The organism is Oceanisphaera marina (assembly GCF_014643915.1).
GTDB classification, from domain to species: Bacteria; Pseudomonadota; Gammaproteobacteria; order Enterobacterales; family Aeromonadaceae; genus Oceanimonas; species Oceanimonas marina.
Map to the genome: position 1 here is coordinate 65,454 of NZ_BMKE01000008.1, position 18,016 is coordinate 83,469.

Consider the following 18,016-nt stretch of genomic DNA (forward strand, 5'->3'; position numbering starts at 1 on the left):
GTTACTTTACTGTATGAGTGGACTCGCCCATGGAACACCTGCCCCTGTTTATTAAAATCAAACACCGCCCTTGCCTGGTTGTGGGGGGCGGTGTGGTTGCGGCGCGCAAGGTGCGCGTATTGCTGGCGCGTGGCGCACGGCTGACCCTGGTGTCGCCTGAGTTATGCCCAGAACTGCACGCACTGCAGTCGCAGTTTGTCTGGCAGAATGATGTATTCGACGAGCACTATCTGGACGATCAATTTTTAGTGGTGGCGGCCACCGACAACACCGAGGTGAATGCGCGGGTTTATCAAGCGGCCAACCTACGTGGCTTGTTGGTGAACAAGACCGATGACAGCAAGCGTTCGGCGGTGATCTTTCCCTCTATTGTGGAACGCTTTCCCTTGCAGGTGGCTTTTAGCACCGGCGGTGATGCCCCCTGGCTGGCGCGGCTGCTGCGTGCCCGACTGGATGCCCTGTTACCCAAGCACTGGGGTCAGCTAAGCAAGGTGGCGGGCAAGCTGCGGCAAAAGGTGAAACGCTCGTTGAGCAGCAGCGAAGCCCGGCGTCGATTCTGGGCCAGAACCCAGGACGACACTACCCTGAATGCTTTTTTGAAGCAGGGTAACCTTGCCGCCGCCGAGTTATGGCTGCAGCAGGAGCTACAGGCGCCTCAGACCGGCGAAGTGATTCTGGTGGGCGCCGGTCCGGGTGACCCCGACTTGCTAACCATCAAGGCGCTTAATGAATTGCAGAAAGCCGATGTGGTGTTGTTCGATCAATTGGTGTCTGCAGAAATACTGTCGCTGATCCGCCCCGAGGCCGAGCGAATTTCGGTGGGCAAGAAGGCGGGTCATCACAGTGTGCCTCAAGATCAAATCAATGAGTTGCTGGTTAAGCAGGCACAAGATGGGAAACGAGTGGTGCGACTGAAGGGCGGAGATCCTTTCATGTTTGGCCGTGGTGCCGAAGAGTTGCAAACCCTGAAGGCTGCCGGTATTCGTTATCAGGTGGTGCCGGGCATTACCGCCGCCGCCGGCGCAACCGCCTATGCCGGTATTCCGCTGACCCATCGCGACCACGCCCAGAGTGCGGTATTCATTACCGGCCACAGCAAGCAGGATGGCAAAGAGCCGGACTGGTCGTCACTGGCACAAAGTCGTCAGACCCTGGTGATTTACATGGGCCTGATGCGCTCGGCGCACATCCAGCAGCGCTTGATCGAGCACGGCCTGCCGGCCAGCACGCCGGTGGCACTCATCGAGCGGGGCACCACGCCTTTGCAGCGGGTAGTGAGAGGTACGCTGAATGAACTTGGCACGCTGGCCGAGCAGGTCGTCAGCCCTTCGTTGATCGTCATAGGTGGCGTGGCCGCACTGGCGGACTCGCTTGCCTGGTTCAATCCCCAGCCGGTGGCTCAGGACTCGGCCCAAGAGCAATACGCGTAAGGGAAAGCTGGAAGGGAAAGCTGGAAGGGAAAGCTGGAAGGGTAGCTTTGCGCTGTCAGAAACAGCCAAGATCAAACCTGAGTAAACATCTTGCCTTATACGATCGTCATACCGGACTTGCTCCGGTATCTTGCTTGGCTTGGCGTGGTGTCGTCAGTCGCTGATCGCTTACGGCTTAAAGCTGTGTATTTAAGCTATGTCTTCTGACTTAATTGCCCAAGGGGCGCCAGTAGATCCTGCAGGTCGCGTCTGTAGTCGGCGGGTGTGCTCTCGGTAATCAATGCGGCAAGTTCGTTGCCTATGGTGGTAAAGCGATAATACAACAAGCGAACGCCTTTTCTCTGAGGTTGCAGTGTCATTGGCTGCGAGCTGAGCACCACCGTCAAGGGGGCTGTCAACGACAGCTCACCGGACTCCAATTCTGCCAGGTGCAACAACCCCAATTCAGAAAGCTGTAACAAGCCCGCATAGGGCAGGCGATAACGCCCCAGATTCAACCGCTGCTGGCGCTGGCCCTGCAGCAGGGTCTTATACTGATAGCCACACAACAAGCGCAGATTGTCGTCGCCAAAATGGCAACCCAGGGCACTGGCTTTTTGCAGCAGCAGCGCATCTTTCTGAGTCATGTGGCGCAGACAGCTCAAGGCCTGAATAGAGCAGTGGCCCGGACTCAGTACTTCTTGCGAGAGAATGTTGGCCCAAAACTGCTGCATGGCGGGATGGCGAATATTTTCCGCCAGTTTCAGATAATGGCTCAGCCAGTCGGGATCCGGATCGTTACCTACCTCATCGCCATCTTGTTGGCTGGCGAGTTCGATAATGGTTTCCAGGTTTTTTTGCCGTGCTGCCTGATCGAGCTGATGGCGGATCATGAAGCGTTCCCCAAAGCTGATCTTGGTATCGCCATGCAGCAAACCGGCGATGCCCCGCTGTTCGGCCAACTGCAGCAAGAGCGCCTTGCGATTCTTGATTTTATTATCGAGTGTTGCGGTTTTTGGCTTCATCAGTTGCTATTGTTAACCATGTTGTTTTCATGTTAAAATTCGATTCTGAATTTTAAATGGAGCGGCGCATGTACATACAACAAAATCTTAAAGCTAAAACCAGCATGGCCAGAGTGTTGCTGCTGGTGGGCTATCTTTCCAGCCTGGGTATTTTAGCTACTATTATCGCCATCATAGAATAAGCGCCAGTAAAACATAAGGGCCTGATAAGCCTTGTCTGCTTTAAGTTTACAGCGTCTCTTTTATCAGCATCATGACACTGTTTATCTGCTCACTGTTTAGTGCTCCCTCCTTGGCGAAAAGTACTGCCCCTTCTTTATCCAACAGAACAATGGCCGAGTTCTTCGCGGTTAATTCCCAGCCTTGTGCTACCACACCGTTATTGTCGACCACGATAGATGACCAGGGAAATTCCCGCTTACTTTCTTCGGCACTGCTGCGCACAAAACCCGAAGTGCCAAACAGGGCGTCATCCACATTGATGATGGTCACGGTTTGATAGCGGTCGCGAGGCAGTTTGGCGGCTTTAATGGCTTCTATAAGCGGAGCATTCAGTTCCTTGGCACTGCTACGCCCGGCAATGTGCTGCACCAGTCGTACCTTGCCCACACTGCTACTCAGCTGCCAGTTACTGGCGCTCAGCTGATCCTGGGTAAGGAGCAGTTCGCCTGCGTTGGTCACTGTGACTGCCGGTGGGGCCTGATGCAGCGTCAGATTATGGGCAGCAGCCATGAAAGGCAGGCAGGCCAGCAGCATTCCCGTTTTCATCGACATAGAATCACTCCTTGATCTGCTCGTTGACCCAATCAGCCTAAGTGATGTTAATGAATTGTCAAAATATTTCTGTTAAGCAAGGTAGTGCGCCATACGTCATACCTCAAGAGCAAGCAGGCAAACTTCTGTATGCAAGATCAGTGAACGGTGCTGTTTCCCTGTCACAGCAATAAAAAAGCCCCCGATTTATCGGGGGCTTTTTACATACAGATTAAGCTTAAATGCTTAGCCTTTGTTATAACGCTCGGCTGAGCTCAGGATCTCGGCTTCGGCGGCGGCTTTGTCGCCCCAACCGGCCAACTTGACCCATTTGCCTGCTTCCAGATCTTTGTAGTGCTCGAAGAAGTGCTGGATTTGCGCCTTCAGCATGTCAGATACATCATTGATGTCCTGAATATGCTCGTATTCTTTGCTCAGCTTGCTGTGTGGTACCGCAATAATTTTGGCATCTTCGCCAGATTCATCGGTCATGTTCAGCACGCCAACAGGGCGGCAGCGGATCACGGAGCCGGCTTCCAGCGGGTAAGGGGTGTGCACCAGCACATCTACCGGGTCACCATCCAGCGACAGTGTGTTGTTCACATAGCCGTAGTTGCAAGGGTAGAACATGGGCGTAGACATGAAACGGTCGACAAACAGCGCGCCTGTGTCTTTATCTACTTCGTATTTAATGGGATCGGCGTTTTGTGGAATTTCGATCACCACATAAATATCTTCGGGCAGGCTCTTGCCGGCTGGTACCTGTTTCAGGCTCATGAGAGTTCCTTTAATGTTGACGGTAACGAAATGGATAACCGAGTTTATCACGCTTGCGGGGCGATATCGGTTATACAAAGGGATAACGGTTTATAGGCCGATATTATAACTACTGTCGTACAGATCGCCATACAAGTGCCCAAAGTGGTGGCGGATTGTTAGAATGCGGGTAATACAGCAGCCAGAGAGATTTCATGCATATTCATATTCTAGGTATTTGCGGCACTTTTATGGGTGGGCTGGCCGTGTTGGCCAAGCAGCTGGGCTATACGGTGACCGGTAGTGACGCCAATGTGTATCCGCCGATGAGCACCCAGCTGGAGCAGCAGGGCATAGGGTTGATAGAAGGTTATAATCCCGCTCAGCTTGAGCCAAGACCCGATCTGGTGGTGATCGGCAACGCCATGAGTCGTGGCAACCCCTGTGTAGAGGCGGTGCTCAACCAACGGATTCCTTATACTTCCGGGCCACAGTGGCTGCTGGAGCATGTGTTGCAGGATCGCTGGGTACTGGCAGTGGCGGGTACGCACGGCAAGACCACCACGGCGGGCATGCTGGCCTGGATTCTGGAAGACTGCGGCCTGACACCGGGGTTCTTGATTGGCGGTGTGCCCGGTAACTTCGAGGTATCGGCGCGGCTGGGCGAGGCGCCATTTTTCGTGATTGAAGCCGATGAATACGACAGCGCCTTTTTCGACAAGCGATCCAAGTTCGTTCATTACCGGCCCAGCACGCTGATTTTGAATAATCTTGAGTTTGATCACGCCGACATCTTCGACGATTTGGCGGCTATTCAACGGCAATTTCATCATCTGCTGCGTATGGTACCCGGGCACGGCCGCATTCTGGTCCCTACCCACACCCCGGCACTGGACGAAGTGCTGGCCATGGGCTGCTGGAGCGAGGTGGAACATTTGGGCGAAGACGGTTTGTGGCAGGCGCAGCCTTTACAGGACGATGGCAGCCATTTTGCCGTATTGGTCGATGGCAAACCGGTGGGCGAGGTTCGCTGGGGCTGTATTGGCCTGCACAACGTACACAACGGCCTGATGGCATTGGCTGCGGCACGCCATGCAGGGGTGCCGGTAGCGGAGGCCATCAAATCCTTGTGTCTGTTTGTTTCACCCAAACGCCGCATGGAGCTGAAAGGCGAGGTGGCCAATATTCGGGTGTGGGACGATTTTGCTCATCATCCTACCGCCATTGCCACGACACTGGCGGGGTTGAAGGCCCAGATAAACGCCGGCGGAACCGGGCGGGTGCTGGCCGTGCTGGAGCCCCGTTCCAATACCATGAAAATGGGTGTGCATCAGCAGCCGTTGGCAGACTCGTTACAGCTGGCCGATGAAACCTATCTGTTTCGGCCCTCCGACTTAAGCTGGGACCTGGCGGCCGTGGCCAATGCCTGCCCTCATGGCCGCATTTTCAGTGAATTGGACCTCCTGATTGCCGACCTGGTGAGCTCGGCACGAGCGGGCGACCACATTCTGGTGATGAGTAACGGCGGGTTCGGCGGTATTCATCAACGCTTACTGCAGGCGCTGGAGCAACATCATGAGTACAACTGATTATCCTCGCCATGCCCAGATCACCCTGGCGTTGTCCGGTGCGTCCGGCGCGCCTTATGCGTTGTTGTTGCTGGAGCGGTTACTGGCTGCCGGCCTGCAGGTGCATTTACTGGTATCCAGTGCGGCGCGAGTCGTGATGGCGGCCGAGCAGGATGAACAATGGCCTGCAAAGCCCGAGGCACTGGCCGCCTTGCTGGGCGAGCGTTATCAGACCAGGCCCGAGCAACTCAAGGTCTATGGCAAGGAAGAGTGGTTTTCACCGGTAGCCTCGGGCTCGGGTGCGCCAAGGCGCATGGTGATTTGCCCTTGCTCGATGGGCACCATCGCCTCGATTGCCATGGGCATCTCGGATAACTTGATTGAGCGCGCCGCCGATGTGGTGATCAAGGAAAAGGGCCAGCTGATTGTCGTACCGCGCGAGTCACCCTATTCGGCGCTGCACCTGGAGAATATGCTTAAGCTGGCCAACCTGGGCGTGACCATAATGCCGGCCTCGCCGGGCTTTTATCATCAGCCTAAAACCATTGCCGATCTGGTCGATTTTATGGTGGCGCGCATTCTGGACCATCTGGATCTGGATCAAAGCCTGGTGCCGCGCTGGGGGTATCGAAAACCCGACAATAAAACCGAAAGCGATCAAGGTTAAGTCGTTAGCGCCGCACCCCGTTGGCAGTGTGGCTTGGCGTTGGACCGGCCGCCTTGTCTGGTGCCTGATATGCACATGAGCCAGAATTCCGCTAGAATACGGCTTTAATCACAGTCGGGTGTTATTACCCCGAACGGAGCGAAAAATGAAACACAGAGTGGATGTCCTGATCAGCACTGAAGAGGTCAATGCCAGGATCCAGGCCATAGGCGAGCAAATCACCGCGCATTACCAGGGGGTTGATGAATTGGTAATGGTTGGATTACTGCGTGGCTCCTGTGTCTTTATGGCCGACCTCTGTCGTCAGATCCCCCTGCCGGTGCGGCTCGATTTCATGACGGCTTCCAGCTATGGCAGCAGCATGGAAAGCAACCGTGATGTGCGGATCCTCAAAGATCTGGATGATGAAATTCATGGCAAGCATGTATTGATTGTCGAAGACATCATAGATACCGGCTACACCCTGAGCAAGGTGAAAGAGATTTTGTCGCTGCGCCAACCTGCTTCATTAACCATTTGCTCGCTGCTCGATAAACCTGAGCGACGGGAAGTCGAGGTGCCGGTAGACTGGATAGGTTTTACCATTCCCGACGAGTTTGTGGTGGGTTACGGCATCGATTATGCTCAGCATTATCGTAATCTGCCTTATATCGGTAAGGTGATACCGCTCGACTAACGCTTTCTTCTGATAAGTACTGTTAGCCTAGGGATTGGCGACGAGGTGATACTCGTTGACCGACCCTGGGCTTTTTATTCTATGGAGCTATTAATGACCAAAGCACTGGAAATTGAAGGCTTGCGTAAAACCTATGCCGGTGGCGTAGAGGCCTTGAAGGGCATCGACCTGAGCGTTGAAAAAGGCGATTTTTATGCCTTGCTGGGTCCTAACGGCGCAGGCAAGTCGACCACTATCGGTATTATTTCTTCGCTGGTCAATAAAACCGCCGGCAAGGTCAAGGTGTTTGGCTACGATCTGGATAGCGAGCTGGAGCTGGCCAAAACCCAGATCGGGCTGGTGCCGCAAGAATTCAACTTCAACCAGTTTGAAAAAGTCGAACAAATTGTGGTGAATCAGGCCGGCTTATACGGCGTTGAACGCAAAGAAGCGAAAGTGCGCGCCGAACGTTACCTGAAGCAACTGGATTTGTGGGACAAGCGTGATGTTCCTTCCCGTACGTTGTCCGGCGGCATGAAGCGTCGCCTCATGATAGCGCGCGCCTTGATGCACGAGCCCAAGCTGCTGATTCTGGATGAGCCGACCGCCGGAGTGGATATCGAAATTCGCCGCGCCATGTGGGACTTTCTAAAACACATTAACGAGCAGGGCATCACCATCATACTGACCACCCACTATCTGGAAGAAGCCGAGTTGCTGTGCCGCCATATCGGCATTATCGATAAGGGGCGGCTGGTAGAAAATACCACCATGAAAGGTCTGCTTGGCAAACTGAATGTAGAAACCTTCATTCTGGATCTGGCTGCCGACGGCCGCGAGCCCTTTTTATCGGGCGTTAACTGGCAGTTGCTGGACGATCACACCCTGGAAGTGGAAGTGAAAAAAGAGCAGGGACTCAACGGCATATTTGCACAACTCAACGAGCAGGGAGTGCGGGTGCTGAGCATGCGCAACAAGGCCAATAGATTGGAGGAGCTGTTTGTGAGTCTGGTAGAACAGGGGAGAGAAACTGCATGAGCCGTAAAAACTACTACGTCGCTTTCAAAAGCATACTGCATCGAGAAGTGGTCCGGTTTGGTCGCATCTGGGTACAAACCCTGGTGCCGCCTGCCATTACCATGACGCTGTACTTTGTGATTTTTGGCAACCTGATCGGTAGTCGAATTGGCGAAATGGACGGCTTTTCCTACATGGCCTTTATTGTACCCGGCCTGATCATGATGTCGGTGATCACCAATTCCTATTCCAACGTGGCGTCGTCGTTTTTCAGCAGCAAGTTTCAGCATAACGTGGAAGAGCTGCTGGTGGCGCCGGTCCCCACCTATGTGATTATCGCCGGTTACGTGGGCGGCGGTGTGATACGAGGCCTGTTGGTGGGTCTGATTGTGAGCCTGGTTTCGCTGTTTTTTGTCGACTTGCATATCGAACATCTGTTCAGCGTTGTGGTTACCGTCTTTCTGACCGCGGTGCTGTTTTCGCTGGCGGGATTGCTGAACGCCATCTTTGCGCGCAGCTTCGATGACGTGAGTATTATTCCTACTTTTATACTCACACCGCTGACCTATCTGGGCGGGGTATTTTATTCCATCAGCCTGCTGCCGGACTTCTGGCAGGGTGTCTCGCACATCAACCCGGTGTTGTATATGGTGAATGCGTTCCGCTATGGTTTTCTGGGCATCAGTGATGTGCCGCTGACCGTTGCCTATGGCATCATCATCGGCTTTATCGCGCTGTTTTATACTGCTGCCTGGTATCTGATCCACACCGGGCGCGGCTTGCGCTCTTAACAACACGGAACAAGGTGTTTGTGAAATGGCAGCCAACTGGCTGCCATTTTTATGGATACCAGCCAGTAATATCAGACCAAAAAAACACCGAGCATATGCTCGGTGTTTTTGTTTAACTGACGGCGTAAAGCTAATAGCTTACGGCTTTGTTTATGCCAGTTGCAGCGGGATATTCTTGCTGGTGCGCACTATGTTGTTGTCCGCATCCAGATATACCAGGTTGGGATCATAGCTTTCAATCTGCTGCTCGCTCATGGGCGCATAGGCACAGATAATGATGCGATCACCCACGGCGGCTTTACGGGCAGCGGCGCCGTTCAGCGAGATCATCTTGGAGCCACGCTCGCCGGAAATGGCGTAGGTATGAAAACGCTCGCCATTGTCGATGTTATAAATGTCGATTTGCTCATATTCGCGAATGTTGACCGCGTCCAGCAGATCTTGGTCGATGGCGCAGGAGCCTTCGTAATTCAGTTCGGCGTGGGTTACCCGAGCCTGATGTAACTTGCCTCTGAGCATGATGCGTTGCATATCCATCTTTATCTTGTCTCCATTATTACTGCCTTCGGGGCATAGGGCCGGGTGGGCTGTGCTGCCAGCAGGGCTTATAAAAGTACGACTCGGTTATCTATCAATCTGGCCTTGCCAAGAAAGGCCGCCATTAAAATGACGGCGGCTCGGCTCTCGCCGGTTAATGGCAGCAGGCTGTCTGCATCCACAATGTCGATGCCATCCGTGGTAAAACCACGGCTGTTCAGGCGTGCGCTGCCTTCACTGGCAAGGAGTGTCATGTCTCGCTCACCGCCGGCGATGCGCTCGGCCAGCCAGCCCATGGTCGCAGCCAGCTCGGGCGCTTGTTCGCGTTCTGCTGTGCTCAGGTAGCCATTGCGCGAGCTCAGTGCCAGACCGTCCTCGGCTCGCACCGTGGGTACGCCGAGAATTTCAACCGGCATATTCAAATCTGCCACCATTTTACGGATCAGGGCCAGCTGCTGGTAGTCTTTTTCACCAAAACAGGCCAGATCCGGCTGCACCAGATTGAATAATTTACAGACAACCGTGCTGACCCCGTCGAAATGACCGGGCCGCAGGGCGCCTTCCAGTACCTCGGCAATACCGGGTACGGTAACGCGAGTCTGTTGCTGCTGGCCGTTGGGATACATCAACTCGGGAGTGGGGGTAAAAACGGCATCGGCCAGCTCATGCAAATGAGCGCAGTCTTGTTCCAGGGTACGCGGATAGGCGTTCAAATCCGAAGCACGATCAAACTGCATGGGGTTGACAAAAATACTCACCACCACGCGATCGCAACGGCGACGCGCTTCCTGCACCAGTGTGACATGCCCCTGGTGCAGGTTACCCATGGTGGGCACAAAGCCGATGCGCTCGCCTTGCTGGCGCCAGCGGCTAATGGTGGCTCTTAACGCTTCGGTGTTATCAATCAGCTGCATGTTCTGGTCTCAGTTAAAGCTGTGTTCCGAGCCGGGGAAACGGCCTTCGGCAACATCGGTGACATAGGCGGCAATGGCGGCCTGAACCTCACCGTGCTCGGCCAAAAAGTTCTTGGTGAACTTGGGCACATAGCCGGTGGTTAACCCCAGGGCATCCTGCATCACCAGTACCTGGCCGTCGGTATCGGGGCCAGCACCAATGCCGATAACCGGAATGGTCAGCATCTGGCTGATTTCCCGGGCCAACGAACTGGGTACGCATTCCAGCACCAATAACTGGGCTCCGGCTGCTTCCAGAGCCTGGGCATCGCGTTTGATTTGTTCGGCCTGCTCCACGGCGCGGCCCTGCAGCTTGAAGCCGCCGAATACATGCACCGATTGGGGCGTCAGCCCCAGATGACCACATACTGGAATACCCTGACGGGTTAATTGGGTGACGGTATCGGCCAGCCAGTCGCCGCCTTCCAGCTTCACCATGTGGGCGCCGGCGCGCATCAGGGTGGCGGCATTGGCGCAGGCCTGCTCGGGATTGCTATAACTCATAAAGGGTAAATCGGCGACAATCAGCGCCTGTTCACAGCCATTGGCCACACAGCGGGTATGATAAGCCATGTCTTCGACAGTCACTTTCAAGGTGCTGTTTTCACCTTGCAGTACCATGCCCAAAGAATCGCCGATTAAAATAGCGTGGGCACCGGCCTGTTCGAACAGCTTGGCAAAGCTGGCATCGTAGGCGGTGATCATGGCGATTTTCTGCTGATCCTGTTTCATGGCGAGCAGGCGGGCTGTGGTTATTTTACTCATGAGTTATTCCTTTGACTTCCGGAGCAGAGGGATCAGTCCATTAGTGGGGCAGTGCGTTAACAGCTGAGCGAGCGCACTGCCACAGGGTAATATCAAGTCGGGGGCTAAATCGGCCAGGGGATACAGCACAAACTCCCGCTGTTTCATGCCGTAATGGGGCAGTGTTAAACGCGGGTCATCCATTACCAGGTTGCCGTACAGCAGTATATCCAGGTCCAGAGTACGAGGGCCCCAGCGTTCGTCCTTGCGTACCCGGCCTTCGGATTGTTCTATGGCTTGTAATGCATCCAGCAAGGCGTGAGGCTCAAGTGAGGTGTCAAACATGGACACCCCATTGATATAGGGCGGCTGGTCGGCTGGCCCCATTGGCTGGCTCTGATACAAGGGGGAGTGGTGCAGGCTACCGGGCGTGGCTAATTCCGCCAGCGCCCGTTGCGCCGCCCTGATGTGAGCCAGCGGCTCACCCAGATTGGCGCCCAGCGCCACAAACACCTGGCTCATACTTCTTTTTTCTTCCGGGGCCGACGACGCGGCCGTTTACGAGGCTTGCGCGGTTCGTCGCCAAACTGATTGTGTCTTGCCTGTGCACCGCGAGAAAGCTGTTGGCGATCCACCGGATTGGCCAGCTGAAACTCGGTCCACCATTCGGCCAGTTCTTTCAGCTGCGGGTTCAATTCGGCTCTCAGCAACAAAAAGTCATAACCGGCCCGAAACTTGGGGTGCTCCAGCAGACGATGTGGCCGCTTGCCACTGCGCTTGGTCAGGCGCTCTTGCAGCATCCAGATATCCCGGACTACAGAGCTGAAGCGGCGCGGGATGGCGACACTTTTTACCTGGCGGCCCAGCACTTCATCCATGGCCAGCAGAAAGGCGTCATAATAGTTAAGCCCGCCTTCGTGCATAAACTGCTGAGTACGGGTTTCAACTGGTCCCCATAACAGGGCGGCGTACAAGAAGGCCGGCGTAACACGCATATCCTTGGCAATGCGCTCGTCGGTATTGATCAGCGCGAGTTCAAGAAAACGACCATAGCTGTTGTCGCCCTGGCCCATGACTTCGGCGGCTTCCGGAAACAAGGGCGCAAACAGTTCGTAGTGGCGCAGTTTGCGGTAGGTTTCCAGGCCGTGGCCAGCCAGCAGCAGCTTGAGGGTTTCTTCAAACAGACGGGCCGGCGGAATATCCGATAATAACGGCGCCAGGCTGCGAATCGGTGCCTCGGTGCGCGGGCTGATGGTCAGGCCCAATTTGGCAGCAAAGCGTACCGCTCGGATCATGCGCACCGGATCTTCCCGATAGCGGGTTTCCGGATCGCCAATCAAGTCGAGACGTCGTGCTTCCAAATCTTTCAGCCCGTTGGCAAAGCCCACCACACTGAAATCGGCAATGTTGTAATACAGGGCGTTAATGCTGAAGTCGCGGCGTTCGGCATCTTCTTCTATGGTGCCGTATACATTATCGCGCAGCAGCATGCCTTCCGATGACTGGGAAGACATGTTCTTGTTGTTGTTTACCTCATGATGGTGCCCACGAAAGGTGGCAACCTCAATCACATCACGACCAAACAGCACATGGGCCAGGCGAAAACGGCGACCTACCAAGCGGCTATTGCTGAACAGCTGCTTGACCTGCTCTGGGGTGGCGCTGGTGGCGATATCAAAATCTTTGGGTTGGCGACCCAGCAGTAAATCACGCACCCCACCGCCAACCAGGTAGGCTTCAAAGCCGGACTTGTTCAGGCGGTACAATACTTTCAGGGCGTTTTCACTGATCTGGCGGCGCGAAATACCATGTTGGTCGCGCTCTAACACCACGGGTTGCAACGGCAACGCCTCCTGTTGTCGGGTAAGCAGCTTTCTACAAAAGCCAGCAATCTGGGAAAAAATAGGACACCTCGCAAGGCCTTAAGCTAAAAAAATTGGCGCACTATAATAGCGCAGAGCGCTGAAAATGCGAACTATCAACGCATCTCAGCTCGATATTGGTTTTATTGGGTATCTTGTCCAGGCGCCAATTGAGCAGGGCCCAGCTTAGCAGTTCCGGCGCATCGGCCCCCAACAGGTCAGTGGGCGGTTGCTGGCCAAGAAAGTCCAGCGCCTGCCACAGTGCTTTGCCGGGATGATGAACATCAAGAGCTGGAGCATGGTTCTGTTTCGACAACTTATGCCCTGCATACGATGCCAATGGCAAGTGCAACCAGTGGGGTAGTGGAGCCTTCAGCAGACGGTACAAGGCAATCTGTCGGCCGGTGGGCTCGAGTAAATCGGCGCCACGTACTACCTCGGTAATGCCGGCTGCGGCATCGTCGAGTACCACCGCCAGATTATAGGCGTAAAGGCCATCACGTCGACGAATAATAAAATCTTCTTCGGCCAACGCGCTGGGAATACTGATGGTTCCCTGCAGTCGGTCATAAAACTGATAAACCGGCCGCTCCATTACCAGTCGGGTGGCGGCCTGTTTATCAGGCAGTGCCAGGTGACGGCAGTGACCGTTATAAAAACCGCCGCTGGCCGCAATCATCTTGCGGGTGCAATGGCAATGGTAGGTAAGGCCAAGACGAGCCCAGCCATCAAGCACCGCCTGGTAGGCATCCAGTCGCTGGCTCTGGTAAACCACCGGGCCATCCCAGTGCAAACTAAAGGCGTCCAGGGTGTGCAGTATGGCATCGGCCGCCCCGGCAACTTCCCGCGGCGGATCCAAATCTTCGATGCGCAGCAACCATGAACCTTGCTGGCTTCTGGCTTGTAGATAACTACCGAGGGCGGCTATCAGGGAGCCAAAATGCAGGGGGCCGCTGGGCGAAGGAGCAAAGCGCCCAATATAAGGCTTGGGCGCATTGTTATTCATAACAACACTTAGTAACCGGCCATCTGTTTTTCTTTGATCTCGGCCAGTGTTTTACAGTCGATGCATAAATCGGCTGTAGGTCTGGCTTCCAATCGGCGAATACCGATTTCTACGCCGCAATGCTCGCAGAAGCCAAAATCGTCTTCTTCGATTTTCTGCAGCGTTTTTTCGATTTTCTTGATCAGTTTGCGTTCTCTGTCACGGGCCCGTAATTCAAGCGCAAACTCTTCTTCCTGAGCTGCCCTGTCCACCGGGTCGGGGAAGTTGGCCGCTTCGTCCTTCATGTAGCCCATGGTGCGATCCACTTCTTCGCGCAACTGATTGCGCCAGGCACCCAGAATTTTACGAAAGTGCGTCTTCTGCTCTTCGTTCATGTATTCTTCGTCGGGTTTGGCCTGGTAGGGCTCAACACCGGCAATGGCCAGAATACCGAGAGATTTTTTGGTTTCGACTGCTGGCATTCCGTATCTCCTAAAAAGCAATATTGCGCCAACCAATGTTAAGAAGCGGCTATCTATAGCAGAAACTGTAGTAAAAAGGCAATTTTGCATTGCAGTTTCTGCAAAAATCGTTCTTTAAGTTCGGTACTGATTGCTCTTCGCCACTCGATTGGCGTGAGCTATCCCCTTGATAAAGAACGTCAGCTTCTTGATGATTCCACCATATGGGGGTTGGCGTCCGGATTTTCAAGAGCGGTGTCAATAAGGTTTATCACTTATAGTGAATTCTAGATTATGGACCATGGGAGTAATTTTGCAGTTTTCGTCTTCTTTACAGCAAGGGCGGTTGATTAAACGCTACAAGCGTTTTCTGGCCGATGTGATCCCAAAGGGAGCTGCAGCAGAGGCCTCTCTGACCCTTCATTGCCCCAATACCGGCAAGATGACCGGTTGTGCCGAGCCGGGCTGGACTGTGTATTTTTCGGTTTCCGACAATGCCAAACGTAAATATCCCCATACCTGGGAGCTGGTTGAAAATCATCAGGGGGAGGTTATTTGCGTGAATACCGCCAGAGCCAACCAGTTGGTGGCCGAAGCGCTCAGCTTGCGTCAAATTCCGCAACTGGCTCAATATGGCGAGATAAAGCCCGAGGTGCGTTATGGCAGCGAAAACAGCCGTATCGATTTTTTACTGCGCCAAACCGGTGAGCCAGACTGCTATGTGGAAGTCAAAAGCGTCACCCTGTTAGATGATAAAGAGCAGGGGCAGGGCTATTTTCCCGACACCAGGAGCGAGCGTGCACAAAAGCATGTGCGTGAGCTGATCCAGTGTGTGCAAAACGGCCAGCGGGCGGTGTTGCTGTTTTGCGTGCTGCACACCGGTATTACCCGGATCAGCCCGGCCGATCATCTCGATCCTGTGTATGGCGCCCTGATTCGTGATGCGCTGGCCGCCGGCGTGGAATGCCTGGCCTGGCGAGCCGATATCAGCCCCCGGGGGATGCAACTGGTACAAGAACTGCCTTTTCACGTCAGCGGCCAGGATTCCAGTATTTCATAGTGAGGCCCCTGCTCGCTTTGTATCGAGCTGTACAGGCATAACCGGGTGGGGCGATAGTGAATGGCGGTGATGGATGGCAGCTTGACGGCGCAGTCGTGACGAAACAGGGTAATGTGCGGGCGAAATGCCTTGTGCGGCGGGCCCAGTCGCAAGGCACTGCAGCGTAACGTCAGCTCGTCATGCAGGCGGCTCAGGGGCTCGGGCACCCGGGTTGGCCCTATCCAGACCACCTTGGCGCGGGGGAAGCAGTCAAGATGATCCAGTTCGAGCGTAAAGTGCGGTAGCCGCATCTGTGACAGCTGCTTGATGATCGATGTCGACTGGGGCGGGCCGAGTGCGCCTAAAAAGCGCAAGGTTAAATGAAACTGCCGGCTGGGAATACGCCGACCCGGTAGCGCCAGCCGGTCTTGCAGCGGGTTAAGCATCATCGCCAACTCTTCGGCGGGAAAAGCCAGAAACAGCCGTTTATCGTCGCTCGCCATCCTTATCCTCCTGCCTTCTGAGTATTCTGAGTCCTGTATCTTGTCAACGGGAGCTTGTCACGCGGAGCCTGTCATCATGGGGGGCCTGCCTGCTCACCGCCAAATCAGCATGGCCGGTGTATTGCAGTGCCTGTTCGGGCGAAAGAGGCCTGGCAAACAGGAAGCCCTGGCCATAATCACAACCGATCTGTTTGAGAAATTGCATTTGTTGTTCGGTTTCAATGCCCTCGGCAACCACTTTCAAATCCAGCTTGCGTACCATGGCGGTAATGGCCTCAATCATCTGGCGGTCAACGGGACTGTTTTCCAGGTCCATCACAAATGAACGGTCGATTTTCAATGAGTTGACCTGAAGCTGGCGTAATTGCGATAACGAAGAGTAGCCGGTGCCAAAGTCATCAATCGAGATGCGTATCCCCAGCCGCTTCAGTCTGTCTATCTGGGTCATGGCAAGACTGACATTCTCCATTAACATGGACTCGGTAATTTCCAGTTCAAGTGAACCGGGCGGAATGCCCCAGCGGGTTAACAGCGCTTCGACCCTGTGTGCAAATTCAGCCTCGCGCAATTGACAGACACTCACATTGACGGCCACCGGTTTCACGGCTCGTCCCGACTGCCGTTGTTGCTGAATAAAACGGCAGGCTGCGTCCACTACCCAGTATCCAATCGGCACAATCAGCCCGGTCAATTCGGCTATCTCGATAAAGCTGGCCGGATGCTGTATTCCTCGCTCCGGCTGATTCCAGCGCAGCAAGGCTTCAAACTTTACGGTTTGACCATTGCCAAGGGCAACGATGGGTTGAAACACCAGAGCAAACTCCGATCTCGCCAGCGCCAGGCGTAATTCTTCCTCAATTCGTATCGAGTACAGCGCCTGCTGCTGCATTGCCATACTGTAAAAAGAAAGCTGATTTTTTCCCGCTCGTTTGGCGGCATACATGGCAAGATCGGCATTGCGCAATAACTCACCACTGCTGGCGCCGTCTTCCGGTGCCAGTGTGATACCAATACTGACGCCAACGATGGCCTCGGTATTGGCCAGTTGCACTGGCCTGCTGATATTGGCAATAATTTTATCGGCGACGATACGGGCGTGTTCGGCGCTTTTAATATTCACCAGTATGATCGCAAACTCATCTCCCCCCAGGCGGCCGACGATATCGGTACCTCTTACCGTGGCCCTGAGGCGAAGGCCCATTTCAACCAATAAGCGATCGCCGTCTTCGTGTCCGGTGGAGTCATTGATGCGTTTAAAATCATCCAGATCCAGATACATCAAGGCCAGGTACTTTCCTTCACGCCGAATATTCAGAATGGCCTGTTCCAGCTGCTCGGTCAGAAAGCGCCGGTTGGCCAGACCCGTGAGTTCATCAGTAAATGCCAGCCGCTCCAGTTGAAGGGTTTGTTTTTTAACCAGTCCGCGCAGCCGCTCCGGTTCGCGCAAGATACGGCGTATCAGTAACGTGAAGACAATCGCCGTGATCAGGCTGAGGGTAATGCCCAGAATCATCTGAAACGTAAAGTCGGTGGGCCGGCTCATCGCTATGGTCCACTCGCCATTGGGTACCCTGACTTTTTTTCTTGCCTGCAGTTCATCCAGGTTATTGCTGGAGCGTGCAAAAATATCGACCGCTCCGGTGTCGGGGTGTAAACGCGACAGTTCAAAGGCATAGCCTTTTTGTTTGAGCTGATCGAGTTCGGTAAATGACAGCAGATCATCCAGGTAAATCAGTGCCGTCGCGAATCCCCAAAACTGCTGCTCGCCGTTTTTTTCAAGAAACACCGGGTTGCGTCCCATCATGCCCACACGACCCTGCACCAGCAGAAAGGGGCCCGCCAGCGTCAGCGTCTTGCTGCGGATCGCTTCCCAGGCTTCCTGTTTACGTTTATCACTCACTAACAGGTTATGGCCTATGCCCTTTTCATTGCCCGCCAGCGGATAGATTTTTTGAGTGATGCCTTCGGGGGCAAGCTGAAGACTGGAAATACCGCCCAGGGTCTGCATGACTTCTTCGGCAAAATGATCGAAATCCCTGAACTGGCCGTTACTGCGTCGCACTTCCTGGGCAAGAATATACGTCGATGATAACGAATGGGTCAGGCGCCGCTCTATGGCTGCGGCCTGAACGCTGACCACCTCTTCCATCAGCAGTTGCTGTTCCTTGCGCTCGGCAACAAGACTCAAGTGGGTGTAATACCCCCCTGCTGCAAAAATGCACACAAACGCCATCAGGGCATAGAGGCTGCTGAGCCTGAAGTTAAACATTCATCTCTCTTACCTGGCACGC

Annotated in this window: 19 protein-coding genes; 7 read left to right on the top strand and 12 right to left on the bottom strand. The window is 54.4% G+C overall.

Annotation, left to right across the window (positions count from 1 at the left end):
* The first annotated feature begins 29 nt into the window (after positions 1–29).
* On the top strand, positions 30–1,430 hold the full coding sequence (gene cysG, locus IEW52_RS06660) for a siroheme synthase CysG (RefSeq protein ID WP_188629289.1): 1,401 nt from the start codon (positions 30–32) through the stop codon (positions 1,428–1,430).
* Between the two features lie 194 nt (positions 1,431–1,624).
* Here the strand turns inward: cysG and IEW52_RS06665 are convergent, their stop codons facing one another.
* From IEW52_RS06665 to ppa, 3 genes are all read right to left on the bottom strand, one after another.
* A complete protein-coding gene (locus IEW52_RS06665; RefSeq protein ID WP_188629290.1) occupies positions 1,625–2,434 on the bottom strand; it encodes a TIGR03899 family protein in 810 nt (269 codons plus the stop codon).
* A 228-nt stretch (positions 2,435–2,662) separates the two neighbouring features.
* Entirely contained in the window at positions 2,663–3,208 is a 546-nt protein-coding gene (locus tag IEW52_RS06670; RefSeq protein WP_229667828.1) for a YtfJ family protein, read from the bottom strand.
* Between the two features lie 225 nt (positions 3,209–3,433).
* Positions 3,434–3,964 carry an inorganic diphosphatase gene (gene ppa / locus IEW52_RS06675; protein WP_188629291.1) on the bottom strand — a complete coding sequence of 177 codons (531 nt, stop codon included), beginning with the start codon at positions 3,962–3,964 and terminating at the stop codon, positions 3,434–3,436.
* Positions 3,965–4,158: 194 nt separating this feature from the next.
* On the opposite strand from ppa, the gene mpl reads away from it, so the two are divergent.
* From mpl to IEW52_RS06700, 5 genes are all read left to right on the top strand, one after another.
* On the top strand, positions 4,159–5,532 hold the full coding sequence (gene mpl / locus IEW52_RS06680) for a UDP-N-acetylmuramate:L-alanyl-gamma-D-glutamyl-meso-diaminopimelate ligase (RefSeq protein WP_188629292.1): 1,374 nt from the start codon (positions 4,159–4,161) through the stop codon (positions 5,530–5,532).
* Positions 5,519–6,178 (top strand): flavin prenyltransferase UbiX, encoded by a 660-nt coding sequence (locus tag IEW52_RS06685; protein ID WP_188629293.1) that lies wholly within the window; start codon positions 5,519–5,521, stop codon positions 6,176–6,178. Before mpl ends, IEW52_RS06685 begins: the two co-directional genes overlap by 14 nt.
* A gap of 145 nt (positions 6,179–6,323) precedes the next feature.
* Entirely contained in the window at positions 6,324–6,854 is a 531-nt protein-coding gene (gene hpt / locus IEW52_RS06690; protein WP_188629294.1) for a hypoxanthine phosphoribosyltransferase, read from the top strand.
* 93 nt (positions 6,855–6,947) lie between these two features.
* Positions 6,948–7,871, top strand: coding sequence for an ABC transporter ATP-binding protein (locus IEW52_RS06695; protein ID WP_188629295.1), 924 nt, complete (start codon positions 6,948–6,950; stop codon positions 7,869–7,871).
* Complete coding sequence (locus tag IEW52_RS06700) at positions 7,868–8,641, top strand: ABC transporter permease (RefSeq protein WP_188629296.1); 774 nt, start codon at positions 7,868–7,870, stop codon at positions 8,639–8,641. The genes IEW52_RS06695 and IEW52_RS06700 overlap by 4 nt, the downstream gene beginning before the upstream one ends.
* A 150-nt stretch (positions 8,642–8,791) precedes the next feature.
* Here the strand turns inward: IEW52_RS06700 and panD are convergent, their stop codons facing one another.
* From panD to dksA, 7 genes are all read right to left on the bottom strand, one after another.
* Entirely contained in the window at positions 8,792–9,178 is a 387-nt protein-coding gene (panD, locus tag IEW52_RS06705; RefSeq protein WP_444544014.1) for an aspartate 1-decarboxylase, read from the bottom strand.
* Between the two features lie 68 nt (positions 9,179–9,246).
* Complete coding sequence (gene panC, locus IEW52_RS06710) at positions 9,247–10,092, bottom strand: pantoate--beta-alanine ligase (RefSeq protein WP_188629297.1); 846 nt, start codon at positions 10,090–10,092, stop codon at positions 9,247–9,249.
* A gap of 9 nt (positions 10,093–10,101) precedes the next feature.
* Complete coding sequence (gene panB, locus IEW52_RS06715) at positions 10,102–10,896, bottom strand: 3-methyl-2-oxobutanoate hydroxymethyltransferase (protein WP_188629298.1); 795 nt, start codon at positions 10,894–10,896, stop codon at positions 10,102–10,104.
* 3 nt (positions 10,897–10,899) lie between these two features.
* On the bottom strand, positions 10,900–11,397 hold the full coding sequence (gene folK / locus IEW52_RS06720; RefSeq protein WP_188629299.1) for a 2-amino-4-hydroxy-6-hydroxymethyldihydropteridine diphosphokinase: 498 nt from the start codon (positions 11,395–11,397) through the stop codon (positions 10,900–10,902).
* Positions 11,394–12,746, bottom strand: a complete 1,353-nt coding sequence (pcnB, locus tag IEW52_RS06725) for a polynucleotide adenylyltransferase PcnB (protein WP_229667834.1) — start codon at positions 12,744–12,746, stop codon at positions 11,394–11,396. The genes folK and pcnB overlap by 4 nt, the downstream gene beginning before the upstream one ends.
* 73 nt (positions 12,747–12,819) lie before the next feature.
* Positions 12,820–13,743, bottom strand: coding sequence for a tRNA glutamyl-Q(34) synthetase GluQRS (gene gluQRS, locus IEW52_RS06730; protein ID WP_188629300.1), 924 nt, complete (start codon positions 13,741–13,743; stop codon positions 12,820–12,822).
* Positions 13,744–13,751: 8 nt separating this feature from the next.
* Positions 13,752–14,204, bottom strand: a complete 453-nt coding sequence (gene dksA, locus IEW52_RS06735; RefSeq protein WP_188629301.1) for an RNA polymerase-binding protein DksA — start codon at positions 14,202–14,204, stop codon at positions 13,752–13,754.
* Between the two features lie 280 nt (positions 14,205–14,484).
* Here dksA and sfsA point away from each other — a divergent pair, with 280 nt between their 5' ends.
* Positions 14,485–15,243, top strand: coding sequence for a DNA/RNA nuclease SfsA (sfsA, locus tag IEW52_RS06740; protein ID WP_229667829.1), 759 nt, complete (start codon positions 14,485–14,487; stop codon positions 15,241–15,243).
* Here sfsA and thpR read toward each other — a convergent pair.
* Complete coding sequence (gene thpR / locus IEW52_RS06745) at positions 15,210–15,725, bottom strand: RNA 2',3'-cyclic phosphodiesterase (protein ID WP_188629302.1); 516 nt, start codon at positions 15,723–15,725, stop codon at positions 15,210–15,212. The genes sfsA and thpR overlap by 34 nt on opposite strands.
* Positions 15,726–15,768: 43 nt before the next feature.
* Positions 15,769–17,994 carry a bifunctional diguanylate cyclase/phosphodiesterase gene (locus IEW52_RS06750; RefSeq protein ID WP_188629303.1) on the bottom strand — a complete coding sequence of 742 codons (2,226 nt, stop codon included), beginning with the start codon at positions 17,992–17,994 and terminating at the stop codon, positions 15,769–15,771.
* Between the last annotated feature and the right edge of the window lie 22 nt (positions 17,995–18,016).

What these genes read in the sequence shown, in the direction of transcription:
- cysG (WP_188629289.1), top strand. Translation starts at nt 30, where the DNA reads ATGGAACACCTGCCCCTGTTTATTAAAATCAAACACCGCCCTTGCCTG.
- IEW52_RS06665 (WP_188629290.1), bottom strand. Translation starts at nt 2,434, where the DNA reads ATGAAGCCAAAAACCGCAACACTCGATAATAAAATCAAGAATCGCAAG.
- IEW52_RS06670 (WP_229667828.1), bottom strand. Translation starts at nt 3,208, where the DNA reads ATGTCGATGAAAACGGGAATGCTGCTGGCCTGCCTGCCTTTCATGGCT.
- ppa (WP_188629291.1), bottom strand. Translation starts at nt 3,964, where the DNA reads ATGAGCCTGAAACAGGTACCAGCCGGCAAGAGCCTGCCCGAAGATATT.
- mpl (WP_188629292.1), top strand. Translation starts at nt 4,159, where the DNA reads ATGCATATTCATATTCTAGGTATTTGCGGCACTTTTATGGGTGGGCTG.
- IEW52_RS06685 (WP_188629293.1), top strand. Translation starts at nt 5,519, where the DNA reads ATGAGTACAACTGATTATCCTCGCCATGCCCAGATCACCCTGGCGTTG.
- hpt (WP_188629294.1), top strand. Translation starts at nt 6,324, where the DNA reads ATGAAACACAGAGTGGATGTCCTGATCAGCACTGAAGAGGTCAATGCC.
- IEW52_RS06695 (WP_188629295.1), top strand. Translation starts at nt 6,948, where the DNA reads ATGACCAAAGCACTGGAAATTGAAGGCTTGCGTAAAACCTATGCCGGT.
- IEW52_RS06700 (WP_188629296.1), top strand. Translation starts at nt 7,868, where the DNA reads ATGAGCCGTAAAAACTACTACGTCGCTTTCAAAAGCATACTGCATCGA.
- panD (WP_444544014.1), bottom strand. Translation starts at nt 9,178, where the DNA reads ATGGATATGCAACGCATCATGCTCAGAGGCAAGTTACATCAGGCTCGG.
- panC (WP_188629297.1), bottom strand. Translation starts at nt 10,092, where the DNA reads ATGCAGCTGATTGATAACACCGAAGCGTTAAGAGCCACCATTAGCCGC.
- panB (WP_188629298.1), bottom strand. Translation starts at nt 10,896, where the DNA reads ATGAGTAAAATAACCACAGCCCGCCTGCTCGCCATGAAACAGGATCAG.
- folK (WP_188629299.1), bottom strand. Translation starts at nt 11,397, where the DNA reads ATGAGCCAGGTGTTTGTGGCGCTGGGCGCCAATCTGGGTGAGCCGCTG.
- gluQRS (WP_188629300.1), bottom strand. Translation starts at nt 13,743, where the DNA reads ATGAATAACAATGCGCCCAAGCCTTATATTGGGCGCTTTGCTCCTTCG.
- dksA (WP_188629301.1), bottom strand. Translation starts at nt 14,204, where the DNA reads ATGCCAGCAGTCGAAACCAAAAAATCTCTCGGTATTCTGGCCATTGCC.
- sfsA (WP_229667829.1), top strand. Translation starts at nt 14,485, where the DNA reads ATGGGAGTAATTTTGCAGTTTTCGTCTTCTTTACAGCAAGGGCGGTTG.
- thpR (WP_188629302.1), bottom strand. Translation starts at nt 15,725, where the DNA reads ATGGCGAGCGACGATAAACGGCTGTTTCTGGCTTTTCCCGCCGAAGAG.
- IEW52_RS06750 (WP_188629303.1), bottom strand. Translation starts at nt 17,994, where the DNA reads ATGTTTAACTTCAGGCTCAGCAGCCTCTATGCCCTGATGGCGTTTGTG.